Genomic DNA, 13,576 nt, shown 5'->3' on the forward strand with positions numbered 1-13,576 from the left:
CGGTGAGCGTTCGCGGGACGCGGCGTCAGCCCAGCGGGACCACGCCGAGCACCAGCGCCGTCGCGAGCATGACCATCGAGCAGACCGCGGCCCGCCAGATCACCTTGCGGTGGTGGTCGGCGAGGTCGACCTTCGCCAGCGACACCAGCAGGAGCAGCGCCGGGACCAGCGGGCTGGTCATGTGCACCGGCTGCCCGACGATCGACGCGCGGGCCATCTCGACCGGCGTGATGCCGTAGTGCCCGGCCGCCTCGGTGAGGATGGGCAGGATGCCGAAGTAGAAGGCGTCGTTGGTCAGGAAGAACGTCAGCGGCATGCTCAGCACACCGGTGATCACCGCGAACCAGCTGCCGATCGACGGCGGGACGGCCGCGACGATCGCGTTCGCCATCGCGGTCACCATGCCGGTTCCCGACAGCACCCCGACCAGCACGGCGGCGGCGAACACCATCGCGACGACCGACACGATCGACGTGGCGTGCGAGGTGACGGCCTTCATCTGGTCCTCGGGCTTCGGGAAGTTCACGACCAGCGCGATCGCCGTCGCCACGACGAACACCAGTGCCAGCGGCAGCACGTCCATGCCCAGCAGCACCAGCAGCGTGACGGTCAGCGCGAGGTTGAACCAGATCAGCTTCGGGCGCAGCGTCGGGCGGTTCGGGTCGAGGAGGTCCCCGGCGTCGGGGCCGTCGGTCGAGTCCGGGCCGTCGGTCGAGTCGGGGCCGTCGGTGGAGCCGGAACCGGAGCCGGAGCCCGGGCCGGAGCCCGCCGACCCGGGGAACGGGGTGCGGGGAGCCGGGAACGAGCCCCCGCCGACACCGGCCAGCGCCGGCTCCCGCACGGTCGTCATCTCCGCCGCGACGGCCTGCAGCGACCTCCCCGACGAGGCCAGCCGCGCCCGCTCCGAGCGGCCCAGGAACCAGGCCAGCACCAGCACGGTCAGCGTGGCCAGGACCATGCCCGGCACCATCGGGTTGAACAGCTCCGACGGCGACACGTTCAGCACGGTCGCGGCGCGGACGGTCGGGCCGCCCCACGGCACGATGTTCATGACGCCGTTCGCCAGGTTCGCGACGACGGCCAGCACCACCGGGTTCATCCCGAGCCGCCGGTAGATCGGCAGCAGCGCGGAGACGGTGATGATGAACGTGGTGGACCCGTCGCCGTCGAGGGAGACGACGCCGGCGAGCACCGCGGTCAGCACGACCAGGCGGACCGGGTCGTTGCGCACCGCGCGGAGCACGAACCGGATCAGCGGGTCGAAGAGCCCGACGTCGATCATCGTCCCGAAGAACGTGATCGCGAAGAACAGCAGCACGGCGGTCGGCGCGAAGTCCTTGACCGCCGACATGATCGAGTCGACCACCCCGCCGTCGTCGGGGGCCTGGGCGAGCCCGGTGCCGACGGTCACGAGTGCGAACGTCAGCGGCACCAGTACCAGCGCCAGGATCGGCGCGAGCCGCTTCGACAGGATCAGGTACATGAAGACCGCGATCATCGCGGCCCCGAGAACGACGAGCATCGGTGCTCCTCCTCCGGTGGTGGCCGAGAGGAACGGTAGGGGCGCGCCGGCGCGGGACGATGCTTGCGGACACAGCTCACGCAGTGGACACAGCGTGCACTGTGAAAGTTGTGGTCACGGCCACAGTGGAGTCGATCGTGGCGTGCCACGGTGGTGCTGTGGCACAGCGGGTGTCACTCGTCGTCGGCGTCGTCCCGGGCGAGGAAGCTGGACAGGCGCTCGACGGCGGTCTCGAACTGCGGGTTCAGATCGACGAAGGCCCGCAGCCGGTCGGCGAGCCACTCGACGCTGACCTGCTCGTCGCCCCGCCGCTCGACGAGCTCCTCGATGCCACGGTCGGTGAAGTACACGGCGGACAGCCTAGGACACGCGCGACGGAGGTACGGGTGGGCGCAGGAGTGGTCGTCGGGACACCGCTGGCGGTGGCCCTGGTCGTGCTCGTCGCGGTGGCCGCGGCCGCGGCCGCGCTCGGCGGGACGGGGACGGCCGGAGCGTCGGCGACGGCGGTGGCACGCGCGGTGCTGCAACTCGCGGCGGTGGCACTGGTGCTACTGGCGCTGGTGCGGACGTGGTGGGGGACCGCGGCGTTCGTGCTGCTCATGGTGGCGGTGGCCGCGTGGACAGCCGGGCGGCGGCTCACCCGCGGCGGTCCGGTCGCGGCGACGGCCGCGGCCGGGGCGGCGATCGTCGCGGGTGTGGCACCGGTGCTCGCGGTGGTCCTCGGCAGCGGTGCGGTGCCGTTCACCGGGATCGCGGTCGTCCCGGTCGCCGGGATCGTGATCGGCGGGGCGATGACCGCGACCTCGCTCGCCGGCCGCCGCGCACTGGACGAGCTGACCTCGCGGCACGGCGAGCACGAGGCCGCGCTGGCGCTCGGCCTGCTGCCCCGCGACGCAGCACTGCTCGTCGTCCGCCCGTCGGCCGGGCAGGCACTGGTCCCCGCGCTGGACCAGACCCGCACGGTCGGGCTGGTGACGCTGCCGGGCGCGTTCGTCGGCGTCCTGCTGGGCAGCGGGGACCCGGTACAGGCGGCCGCGGCGCAGCTGCTGGTGCTGGCCGGGCTGCTCGCCGCGGAGACCGTCGCGGCCCTGGTGGTCGTGGAGCTGGTCGCCCGCGGCCGGGTGCGCCGCGCCCCCGAGCACGCTTGATCCTGCCGCGGCCCGCACACAGCGGAACGGCCGGGTACGGGAGGAACCCGTACCCGGCCGCCCGGTGCCATGGAGATCAGGCCGCCGTGGAGGTCAGACCGCCGTGGAGATCAGATCTTCGAGAAGGCTTTCTCGATCAGCTCGGCCTGCTCGACCTCGTGCACCTTCGACGAGCCGGCGGCCGGGGCGGCCATCCGCCGACGGGACACCCGGCTGAACCGGCCCTGCAGCTCGGGCAGCTTCTGCGGCAGCTCCAGCCCGTAGTACGGCCACGCGCCCTGGTTCGCCGGCTCCTCCTGGACCCAGCGCACCTCCTGGGCGTCGGGGTAGCGGGCGAGGATCTCGGTGATCTGCTCGAGCGGCATCGGGTAGAGCTGCTCGATGCGGACCAGCGCGGTGCCGTCGACGGAGGTGTCGCCGTTCTTGCGGCGCTTCTCCTTCGCCGCGGCGAGCTCCCAGTAGATCTTGCCGCTGCACAGCAGGATCCGGTCGACGCCGCCGACCGGACCGGACTGCTCGCGGTGCTCCGGGTCGTCGATGACCGGCCGGAAGTGGCCCTCGGTGAAGTCCGAGATCGGGCTGACGACCTGCTTGGCGCGCAGCATCCACTTGGGCGTGAACACCACCAGCGGGCGGCGGACGCCGTCGAGGGTGTGCTGACGCAGCAGGTGGAAGTAGTTCGCAGGCTCCGACGGCAGCGCGACCGTCATCGAGCCCTCCGCGCACAGCGTCAGGAAGCGCTCGATCCGCCCGGAGCTGTGGTCGGGGCCCTGGCCCTCCAGGCCGTGCGGCAGCAGCAGCACGACGTCGGAGAGCTGGCCCCACTTCGCCTCACCGGAGGAGATGAACTCGTCGATGATCGGCTGGGCGCCGTTGACGAAGTCGCCGAACTGGCCCTCCCACATCACGAGCGCGTCCGGGTTGGCGACCGAGTAGCCGTACTCGAAGCCGAGCGCGGCGAACTCCGACAGCGCCGAGTCGTACGGCAGGAAGCGGGCCTGGCCCTCGGCCAGGTTGCGCAGCGGGAAGTACTCCGCACCGGTCCGCCGGTCGATCAGCACCGAGTGCCGCTGGACGAACGTGCCGCGCCGGGAGTCCTGGCCGGACAGCCGCACGAGCCGGCCGTCGACGGCGAGCGAGCCCATCGCCAGCAGCTCGGCGAACGCCCAGTCGATGTCGCCCTCGCGGGACATCTTCGCCCGCTTGGCCAGCACCGGCTCGACGCGCTTGTGCACCCCGAAGCCCTCGGGCAGCGTGCTGTGCGCGTCGCCGATCCGGTGGACCATCTCCAGCGGGATCGCGGTGTCGAGGTCGGCCGGGACGGTCTGCTCCTGCTCGACCGACGGCGAGACGACCGGCGGGGTCTTCTCGAGCTCACGCACCTCGTTGAAGACGTGCTCGAGCTGGTTGGAGAAGTCCCGCAGGGCCTGCTCGGCCTCCTCCATGGTGATGTCACCGCGGCCGATCAGCGACTCGGTGTAGATCTTCCGGACGCTGCGCTTGCCGTCGATGATGTCGTACATCGAGGGCTGGGTCATCGAGGGGTCGTCGCCCTCGTTGTGGCCGCGGCGGCGGTAGCAGATCATGTCGATGACGACGTCGTTGTGCCAGCGCTGCCGGTACTCCACCGCCAGCTTGGCCACCCAGACGCACGCCTCGGGGTCGTCGCCGTTCACGTGGAAGACCGGCGCACCGATCATCTTCGCGACGTCGGTGCAGTACTGCGAGGAGCGCGAGTGCTCCGGCGCGGTGGTGAACCCGACCTGGTTGTTGACCACCACGTGCACGGTGCCGCCGGTGCGGTAGCCGCGCAGCAGCGCCAGGTTCAGCGTCTCGGCCACGACACCCTGACCGGCGAACGCGGCGTCGCCGTGCATCAGGACCGGCATGACCGGGAACGCGCCGTCGCCCTTGTCGATGATGTCCTGCTTGGCCCGCACGATGCCCTCGAGCACCGGGTCCACGGCCTCCAGGTGCGACGGGTTCGCCGTCAGCGACACCGTGGTCTCGCCGTCGCCGAACATCCGGAAGTACTTGCCCTCGGCGCCGAGGTGGTACTTCACGTCGCCGGAGCCGTGCGCCTGCCCCGGGTCGAGGTTGCCCTCGAACTCGCGGAAGATCTGGCTGATCGGCTTGCCGACGATGTTGGCCAGCACGTTGAGCCTGCCGCGGTGCGGCATGCCGACGACGACCTCGTCCAGCTCGTCCTCGGCGGCCTTGTCCAGCACGGCGTCGAGCAGCGGGATGACGGTCTCGCCGCCCTCCAGGGAGAACCGCTTCTGCCCGACGTACTTGGTCTGCAGGAACGTCTCGAACGCCTCGGCGGCGTTGAGCCGGGACAGGATGTACTTCTGCTCGCTCTGGTCCGGCTTGACGTGCGGCACCTCGACCCGCTCCTCGAGCCACTTGCGCTGCTCGGGGTCGGCGATGTGCATGTACTCGATGCCGATGGTCCGGCAGTACGACGCGCGGAGCAGGCCCAGCACGTCGCGCAGCTTCATGTGGCTCTTGCCGCCGAAGCCGCCGACGGCGAAGTCGCGGTCGAGGTCCCACAGCGTCAGGCCGTGCGAGAGGACGTCGAGGTCCGGGTGCCGGCGCTGGCGGTAGTTCAGTGGGTCGGTGTCGGCCATCAGGTGGCCGCGGGTCCGGTAGGACTCGATCAGCTCGAGCACCCGGGCGGTCTTGTCGACCTCGCCCTCCGGGAAGTCCTGCACCCAGCGGATCGGCTCGTAGGGCACGCGCAGCGAGGCGAAGACCTCGTCCCAGAACCCGTCCTCGCCGAGCAGCAGGCTGTGCACCCGGCGCAGGAAGTCGCCGGACTCTGCGCCCTGGATGATCCGGTGGTCGTAGGTCGAGGTCAGCGTGATGATCTTGCTGACGCCGAGCTCGGCCAGCCGCTCCTCCGACGCGCCCTGGAACGCCGCCGGGTACTCCATCGCGCCGACGCCGATGATCGTGCCCTGGCCGGGCATCAGGCGCGGCACCGAGTGGTTGGTGCCCAGCGTGCCGGGGTTGGTCAGGCTGATCGTGGTCCCGGCGAAGTCCTCGGCGGTGAGCTTGCCGTCGCGGGCCTTGCGGACGATGCCCTCGTAGGCCGCCCAGAACTGGGAGAACGACATGTTCTCGCAGCCCTTGATCGACACGACGACCAGCGAGCGGTTGCCGTCCTTGCCGGGCAGGTCGATCGCGAGGCCGAGGTTGACGTGCTCCGGGGTGACCAGGGCGGGCTTGCCCTTGTCGTCCTCGCCGAAGTGCCGGTTCATGTTCGGGAACTCGCGCAGCGCCTTGACCAGCGCGTAGCCGATCAGGTGCGTGAACGACAGCTTTCCGCCGCGGGTCCGCTTGAGGTGGTTGTTGATGACGATGCGGTTGTCGGCCATCAGCTTGGCCGGCACGGCGCGGACGCTGGTCGCGGTCGGCAGCTCCAGCGACGAGGTCATGTTCTTGGCGACGGCGTTCGCGGCGCCGCGCAGCGGGGTGGTGGTCGCGCCACCCCCGTCCTGCGCGGGCTTCGCGGCCCGGGAGCCGGCACCGGCGGCGGGCTTCGCGCCGGCCCGGTCCTGCGACCCGCCGGCGGGGGCGGTCGGGGCCGGGGCGGCCGCGGCGGCGGTACGGGCGGGCTCGGCCCGCGGCGTCACCGGCGGGGGGACCTCGCGCTGCGAGCGGGTCGTCGCCGGGCCGCGCTCGCTCACGATCTTCTGCGACGGGCCGGCGGAGGTGTCGTCCTCGCCGCCGGTGTGCTCGTCGTCCTCGGTCGCCGAGCCACGGGTGACCCCGCCGGACGAGCGGGTGGGGGCGTCGCCGTTGCTCCCCGCGGTGCCTGCGGTGTCGTCGGTGTCGGCCGGGGGGCCTGCGCCGTTCGCGGCCGCTCCGCCCGATGCCTCGGCGTCGCGCTTCTCACCGCCCCGCCCGTAGTCGGCGAAGAACTCGTGCCAGGCCGGGTCCACGGCCGAGGGGTCCTCCTGGAAGCGCTGGTACATCTCCTCGACGAGCCATTCGTTCGGGCCGAATCCGCTCGCCTGATGGGAGGTACTGCTCGATGACACTCTGCGTCAACCGCCTTGGTAGCTGCTCGAATTGTCGCGACCGCGCACCAGGTTAGTCCCCCTCGTGCTCCGGCGAACCATCTGTGGTGTACCCGTCTCGTGACCGTGCCGTGACCATGCGAGTACATCCGGCCACCGGCGGTGGTCGGGAGGGCGCTGCGGGCGGCACGGGGCGGGGCGCGCGATCAGAAGCCGGGAGGAGCACCGAGGACGTCGACGACCGACGTGCTCGTCGCGGTCTCCGCGATGACGGTGCCGACCGGCGGCCCGACGCGGGCCGGGCGGCGGACGGTGTCGCGCTCGCCGGCGTACTGGCCGTCGACCGGGGAGATCAGCAGCTCGCTGCGGACCGGGCCGTCGTCGTGGACCAGGGTCGGGCAGATCTCGCCGTCGAGGTCCGCGGTCTCGCCGACGCCGACGGCGGGCAGCCCGCGCAGCGCGTCGTAGAGCACGGTGCGCAGCTCGGCGGGCACGGCACAGGTGCGCAGGGCGTCGACGGCACTCTGGAACGGGCCGGTGTAGCCGCGCCCGGGCGGGCTGTCGTCGATCAGGCGCTGCAGCAGGGCGTCGGGGTCGCGGGGCAGTGCGGCGAGGAAGCGCGGGGTGGGGTGCGACCACGAGCCCGGGCGGGCGGCGGGGAGGTGGCCCTGCAGCTCGGCGTAGAAGTCGCCGTGGGGGGCGCGGAAGCGGCCGGTGGGCCACTGGTCGGCCAGGGCGAATCCGTGGTCGACGGCGGCGGGCCCGTCCCCGCAGAGCCAGCGCATCCGGCCGGTCATCTCGCGGTCGAGCAGCCAGTCGTCCGACGGGTCGGCCGGGGTCCACTGCTGGAGCAGGTGCTCGGAGTAGTGCACGCAGAGCTCGTCACCGGCGAAGTAGGTGCCCATCCACCACGCGTGCGTGGCGGTGTGGCGGTACTGGCCCGGGGAGATCGGCTCGTCGGAGGTCCGGATGGCCAGCTCCAGCAATGCGCGCTCCTCCTCGTCGTGCCCGGGAGCGCGAGGACTCCCGGGCCGGTGCCCGCGTACGACGTCACACATTCTGTACGACCGGATACGAGCCGTGATCCGGACCCCCTCCCGCTGCGCCGAACGGCCCAGCAGAAGGACGTCTGACCGGGTGATTCATCACGACCGTCAGGACATCCAGCTCTTGAGCCGTTCGAAGGTGTGCGGCACGTCGGCGGTCATCGGGGTCACGTGCAGGTGGGTGATCCCGCTCTCCTGCAGGGCCGCGATCCGCTCGCGGACGTGACCCTCCGGCCCGATCAGGGTGACGCGGTCGATGAAGTCGTCGGGCAGCGCCGCCATCGCCTCCTCCTTCTTCCCGTCGAGGTAGAGGTCCTGGACGAGCTTCGCCTCGGCCTCGTAGCCCTGCTTGGCGAACACCGTGTTGTAGAAGTTCTTCCCGCGGGCGCCCATGCCGCCGATGTAGAGGGCGTAGAGCCCGCGGGCGGCCTGGCGGGCCGGCTCGAAGTACTCCTCCTCGAGCGCGCAGATCCCGCCACCGGTGATCTGCAGCGGGCCGAGCTCCGGTGTCCGTTTCGCGAAGCCCGCCTCCAGCGCGGGGCCGAAGACCTCCTGGATCCTCTCCGGCAGGACGACGTGCGGGAGCCACCCGTTGGCCAGCTCGGCGGTCATCTGCAGGTTCTTCTCGCCGAGCGCGGCCACCCAGATCGGGATGTCCGCACGCTGCGGGTGGTTGATGATCTTCAACGGCTTGCCGAGCCCGGTGCCCTGGTCCTCGGGCAGCGGGATCGGGTACAGGCCGTCGTGGGTCAGCTTCTCCTCGCGTTTCCACACCGTGCGGCAGATCTCGATGATCTCCCGGGTGCGGCCGATCGGCTTGTCGTAGCGGACGCCGTGGAAACCCTCGACCACCTGCGGCCCGGATGCGCCGAGGCCCAGGTTGAACCGGCCGCCGGACAGGGCGTCGAGCCCGGCCGCGGTCATCGCGGTCAGGGTCGGCGTGCGCGAGTAGATCGGCAGGATCGCCGAGCCGATCTCGAGGCGCTCCGTCTTCGCGGCCAGGTAGCCGAGCAGTGAGACGGCGTCGAAGCTGTAGGCCTCGGCGGCCCACACGGCGTCGAGCCCGGCCCGCTCCATGTCCGTGACCGCGTCGGCGTTACGGATCGGGTCGTCGCCGTAGGGGAGCACCGTGGAGAGCTTCACAGGTACGGGTTATCCGAGTGGTTACTCGCGAGTCAAGTCCCGGCCGTGTACGCGGTCGTTCCCGCGGCGCGGGCGGAACCCGACCCGGGATAGGGGGGATTACCGCACTGTCGGGCGGGTACCCCGTCGGCTTCCATGGGGCCATGACGATCGAGGCAGCACCTCCGGCACCCTCCCGTCCGGAACGCCGCGAGAAGGCACCGATCACCGAGGGGCAGCGTCCCGTCGGTGCGGTCTTCCTGATCGGGCTGTTCGTGACCCTCCCGACGCTCGCGCTGATCGCCGCCGTCCCGCTGGCCTGGGGCTGGGGTCTCGGCTGGCTCGACATCGCGATCGCCGCGGTCTTCTACGTGATCAGCGGCCTGGGCGTCACCGTCGGCTTCCACCGCTACTTCACCCACGGCTCGTTCAAGGCGAACACGCCGCTGCGCATCGCGCTGGCGATCGCAGGCAGCCTCTCGCTGCAGGGCAGCGTGCTCGACTGGGTCGGCAACCACCGCCGCCACCACGCCTTCTCCGACAAGGAGGGCGACCCGCACTCGCCGTGGCTCTACGGCACCGGCCCGAAGGCGCTGGCCAAGGGCTTCTGGCACTCGCACTTCGGCTGGCTGTTCGACCGCGACCTGACCAACATGCAGCGCTTCGCGCCGGACCTGGTCGCCGACAAGGGCATCCGCCGTGTCGACAAGGCCTTCCCGCTGATCGTCCTGGTGAGCCTGCTCGGCCCGGCGCTGATCGGCGGCCTGGTGACCATGTCCTGGTGGGGCGCGTTCACCGCGTTCTTCTGGGCCGGCCTGGTCCGCGTCGCCCTGCTGCACCACGTCACCTGGTCGATCAACTCGATCTGCCACATCTGGGGCGAGCGCCCCTTCGCCGCCCGCGACCGGTCCGCCAACGTCTGGTGGCTCGCGGTCCTGTCCTTCGGCGAGTCCTGGCACAACCTGCACCACGCCGACCCGACCTGCGCCCGGCACGGTGTGAAGAAGGGCCAGATCGACCTCTCGGCCATCACGATCAAGGGCTTCGAGAAGCTGGGCTGGGCGACCAACGTCCGCTGGCCCACCACCCGCCGCCTGGAGAAGCTCTCCACCAAGAAGAAGCAGGAGACCGCCGCCGCGGCCTGATCCTGCAGCGATCGTCACCCACGGCCCTCGCCGTCGCCTCTCCGGAGGCGGGGCGGGGGCCGTTTCGCGTTCGGCGGGGTTCGCCGGGTGCCGGTGTGCCACCGGGCCGGGTCGCTGCCGGCGATCACCAGAGCGTCGTGACGGCGGGGAACGCGGTGAGCGTCTCGTCCGCGGTGACCAGCGGATACGACCGCCGGATGCACTGCGCGGCGATCATGCGGTCGAACGGGTCCCGGTGCTCCCACGACAACGAGCCCGCGGTCAGTGCGTCGGCGGACGTGACCGGTAGCTCGCCGGCGCCGAGCAGTGCGAGGTGGTCGGCGTAGCCGTGCACGACGGCATCGGCGCCGCCGAGATTCCCGGGCCGGGCCTTCGTCGCGATCTCCCACGCGCTCGCGGCCGAGACGAGCAGGTCGTTGCGAGGGTCCCGGATCCGGGTGAGCGTGACCTCGGGGACCCGGCCGGGGTCGAGCAGCACCCACAGCAGCACGTGCGTGTCGAGGACGAGAGCCCCGCTCACTCCCAGCGGGCCAGTTCGTCGTCGGGCAGGGGGTCGGCGAACGACTCGGGGACGGAGCCCGCGACGAAGCCGACCCGGCGCGGAGCCGGCTCACCCTGGCCAGGCCGCGACCTGCGGAAACACCCGTGGGCGCGACCGCCACCGACCACACACCCCGTGGCGGGTTCCCACACCCGAAATATCGGGTGTGCCGACCGTCCGCGGGGTGCGCCGTGCGGCGCAGGGGTGTGCGAACCGCACCGCGGTGCTCACGTGCCCGGAGCACCCCCCCGGAACGCGGCGACGCCCGGGCCGGTTCTCCGGCCGGGGCGTCGCCGGGAGTGCAGTGCCGCTGGTGCCGCCTAGGCGGTCACGGCAGATCAGACGTCGAAGCGGTCCGCCATCATGACCTTGTCCCAGGCGGCGACGAAGTCACGGACGAACTTCTCCTGCGCGTCGGCGGAGGCGTAGACCTCGGCGACGGCGCGCAGCTCGGAGTTCGAGCCGAAGACCAGGTCGGCACGGGTGCCGGTCCACTTCTTCTCGCCCTTGGCGTCGAACGCCTCGAAGGCGTTCTGGTCGCCCTCGACCGACTTCCACTCGGTCTCCATGTCCAGGAGGTTGGTGAAGAAGTCGTTGGTCAGCGTGCCCACCTTGTCGGTGAGGACGCCGGCCGGGTTGTCACCGGTGTTGGCACCGAGGACACGCAGGCCGCCGATGAGGACGGTCAGCTCCGGGGCGTGCAGGCCGAGCAGGTTCGCCCGGTCCACCAGCTTGTACTCGGCGGGGAGCTGGTGCTCCTTGCCGAGGACGTTGCGGAAGCCGTCGGTCGTCGGCTCCAGGTGCGAGAACGACTCGACGTCGGTCAGCTCCTGGGTGGTGTCGCCACGGCCCGGCGTGAACGGCACGGTGATCTCGTGCCCGCCGTCCTTGGCGGCCTTCTCCACCGCCGCGGCACCGGCCAGCACGACCAGGTCGGCGAAGGAGATCTTCTTGCCGCCGGTCAGCGAGTCGTTGATCTCGGCCTGGAGGGACTCCAGCTTCGGGATCGTGATCGCGAGGACCTGCGGGTCGTTGACCTCCCAGCTGCGCTGCGGCTCGAGGCGGATGCGGCCGCCGTTGGCGCCGCCCCGCTTGTCCGAGCTGCGGAACGACGAGGCCGCGGCCCACGCCGTCTTCACCAGCTGCGGCACGGTCAGGCCCGAGTCGAGGACCTTGGCCTTGATGGACGCGATGTCGTCGGCGTCGACCAGCGGGTGGTCGACGGCCGGGATCGGGTCCTGCCAGAGCAGCTCCTCCTGCGGGACCCACGGGCCGAGGTAGCGCTCCTTCGGGCCCATGTCGCGGTGGGTGAGCTTGTACCAGGCGCGGGCGAACGCGTCGTTGAGCTCCTCGGGGTTCTCGTGGAACCGCTTGGAGATCGGCCCGTAGATCGGGTCGTACCGCAGCGACAGGTCGGTGACCAGCATGGTCGGCTTGCGCGTCGGCTCGCCGGTCTCCGGGTCCGGGTGGGTGTTCTCGGCGTCCTTGGCGACGAACTGCCAGGCGCCGGCCGGGGACTTCTCCAGCTCCCACTCGTAGCCGAACAGGTTGGCGAAGAACCCGCTGCTCCACTGCGCCGGGGTCGAGGTCCAGATGACCTCCGGGCCGGCGGTGATGGTGTCGCGGCCCTTGCCGGTGCCGTAGTTCTGCTTCCAGCCCAGGCCCTGCTGGGTGATGTCGGCGGCCTCCGGCTCCGGGCCGACGTTGCCGTCGACGTCGGGGTTGGCGGCACCGTGGGTCTTGCCCAGGGTGTGCCCGCCGGCGATCAGCGCGACGGTCTCCTCGTCGTTCATCGCCATCCGGCCGAACGTCTCGCGGATGTCGCGGGCGGCGGCGACCGGGTCGGGCTCGCCGTTCGGGCCCTCCGGGTTGACGTAGATCAGACCCATGTTCGACGCCGCGAGCGGCTTCTCGAGCTGCCGGTCACCGGTGTAGCGGGCGTCGTTGGCGAGCCAGGTCTTCTCCGAGCCCCAGTAGACGTCCTCGTCCGGCTCCCACACGTCGGCGCGGCCGCCTGCGAAGCCGAAGGTCTTCAGGCCGGAGATCTCCAGCGCACGGGTACCGGTGAAGATCAGCAGGTCGGCCCAGGAGATCTTGCGGCCCCACTTCTGCTTCAGCGGCCAGAGCAGGCGGCGGGCCTTGTCCAGGTTGCCGTTGTCGGGCCAGCTGTTCAGCGGCGCGAAGCGCTGCATGCCGGCGCCGCCACCCCCGCGGCCGTCGTCGACGCGGTAGGTGCCGGCCGAGTGCCAGGCCATCCGGATGAACAGACCGGCGTAGCTGCCGTAGTCGGCGGGCCACCAGTCCTGCGAGGTGGTGATGACGGCGTCGACGTCGCGGGCGAGCTCGTCGAGGTCGACGGACTCGAACTCCTTCGCGTAGTCGAAGTCGGGGTCCATCGGGTCGGCGATGGCCGGGTGCTTGCGCAGGATCTTGAGGTTCAGCGCGTCCGGCCACCAGTCGAGGTTGCCGCCACCCTCGGTGGGGTGCGGGATGCGGTCGGCGCCGATCGGGCAGCCGCCCTCCTCCTCACGGTTCAGGTCCTGGGCGATGGTCTGGCTGTTCTGGTCGTCAGACACGGGCGTCCCTTCCGGGTTCGGTGGTGGTGGAGCAGTCGGGGCACCTGCCCCAGTAGACGATCTCGGCTTCGTCGATCGTGAAGCCGTTGTCGTTCGAGGCATCGAGACACGGGGCCTCGCCGACGGCGCAGTCGACGTCGGCGATCGCCCCGCAGCAGCGGCAGACCACGTGGTGGTGGTTGTCGCCGACCCGCGTCTCGTACCGCGCGACCGAGCCCGATGGCTGGATGCGCCGCACGAGACCGGCCCCGGTCAGTGCCTTCAGGACGTCGTAGACCGCCTGGTGGGACACCTCGCCGATGTCGGTCCGCACGAGGCGGATGATCGACTCGGTGTCCGCGTGCTGGTTCGCGTGCACGGCCCCCAGCACGGCGAGCCGAGGACGGGTCACGCGCAGCGAGGCTGCGCGCAACGCGTTCTCGAAGTCCGTCGCGGTCGACACGCCATCGAG

General features: G+C 71.2%; 10 protein-coding genes. 2 read left to right on the top strand and 8 right to left on the bottom strand.

Annotated features, from left to right (window positions below; genetic code table 11):
- Window positions 1-25 precede the first annotated feature (25 nt).
- Both ACLE50_RS04445 and ACLE50_RS04450 read right to left on the bottom strand, forming a co-directional pair.
- Window positions 26-1,615, bottom strand: a complete 1,590-nt coding sequence (locus ACLE50_RS04445; protein WP_410942272.1) for a CitMHS family transporter — start codon at window positions 1,613-1,615, stop codon at window positions 26-28.
- An 80-nt stretch (window positions 1,616-1,695) separates the two neighbouring features.
- Window positions 1,696-1,872, bottom strand: a complete 177-nt coding sequence (locus tag ACLE50_RS04450) for a DUF6104 family protein (RefSeq protein ID WP_410942039.1) — start codon at window positions 1,870-1,872, stop codon at window positions 1,696-1,698.
- A 36-nt stretch (window positions 1,873-1,908) separates the two neighbouring features.
- On the opposite strand from ACLE50_RS04450, the gene ACLE50_RS04455 reads away from it, so the two are divergent.
- Window positions 1,909-2,670: an ABC transporter permease gene (locus ACLE50_RS04455; protein ID WP_410942040.1), complete on the top strand. Its 762-nt coding sequence runs from the start codon at window positions 1,909-1,911 to the stop codon at window positions 2,668-2,670.
- Window positions 2,671-2,780: 110 nt separating this feature from the next.
- Here the strand turns inward: ACLE50_RS04455 and ACLE50_RS04460 are convergent, their stop codons facing one another.
- From ACLE50_RS04460 to ACLE50_RS04470, 3 genes are all read right to left on the bottom strand, one after another.
- Entirely contained in the window at window positions 2,781-6,716 is a 3,936-nt protein-coding gene (locus tag ACLE50_RS04460) for a multifunctional oxoglutarate decarboxylase/oxoglutarate dehydrogenase thiamine pyrophosphate-binding subunit/dihydrolipoyllysine-residue succinyltransferase subunit (RefSeq protein ID WP_410942041.1), read from the bottom strand.
- A gap of 185 nt (window positions 6,717-6,901) precedes the next feature.
- Window positions 6,902-7,681 carry a hypothetical protein gene (locus tag ACLE50_RS04465; RefSeq protein WP_410942042.1) on the bottom strand — a complete coding sequence of 260 codons (780 nt, stop codon included), beginning with the start codon at window positions 7,679-7,681 and terminating at the stop codon, window positions 6,902-6,904.
- A 168-nt stretch (window positions 7,682-7,849) separates the two neighbouring features.
- Window positions 7,850-8,884, bottom strand: coding sequence for an LLM class F420-dependent oxidoreductase (locus ACLE50_RS04470; protein WP_410942043.1), 1,035 nt, complete (start codon window positions 8,882-8,884; stop codon window positions 7,850-7,852).
- Window positions 8,885-9,027: 143 nt separating this feature from the next.
- Between ACLE50_RS04470 and ACLE50_RS04475 the strand changes: the two genes are divergently transcribed.
- Window positions 9,028-10,008, top strand: a complete 981-nt coding sequence (locus tag ACLE50_RS04475; RefSeq protein WP_410942044.1) for an acyl-CoA desaturase — start codon at window positions 9,028-9,030, stop codon at window positions 10,006-10,008.
- Between the two features lie 124 nt (window positions 10,009-10,132).
- On the opposite strand, the gene ACLE50_RS04480 is transcribed toward ACLE50_RS04475, so the two are convergent.
- The 3 genes from ACLE50_RS04480 to ACLE50_RS04490 all read right to left on the bottom strand — a co-directional run bounded on the left by ACLE50_RS04480 (window position 10,133) and on the right by ACLE50_RS04490 (window position 13,567).
- A complete protein-coding gene (locus tag ACLE50_RS04480) occupies window positions 10,133-10,528 on the bottom strand; it encodes a type II toxin-antitoxin system VapC family toxin (RefSeq protein ID WP_410942045.1) in 396 nt (131 codons plus the stop codon).
- A gap of 359 nt (window positions 10,529-10,887) precedes the next feature.
- Window positions 10,888-13,125, bottom strand: coding sequence for a catalase/peroxidase HPI (katG, locus tag ACLE50_RS04485; RefSeq protein ID WP_410942046.1), 2,238 nt, complete (start codon window positions 13,123-13,125; stop codon window positions 10,888-10,890).
- Window positions 13,118-13,567, bottom strand: a complete 450-nt coding sequence (locus ACLE50_RS04490) for a Fur family transcriptional regulator (protein ID WP_410942047.1) — start codon at window positions 13,565-13,567, stop codon at window positions 13,118-13,120. The genes katG and ACLE50_RS04490 overlap by 8 nt, the downstream gene beginning before the upstream one ends.
- Window positions 13,568-13,576 lie beyond the last annotated feature (9 nt).

The sequence above is a fragment of the Pseudonocardia phyllosphaerae genome, assembly GCF_046546475.1.
In the GTDB taxonomy this organism is placed as follows: Bacteria; Actinomycetota; Actinomycetes; order Mycobacteriales; family Pseudonocardiaceae; genus Pseudonocardia; species Pseudonocardia phyllosphaerae.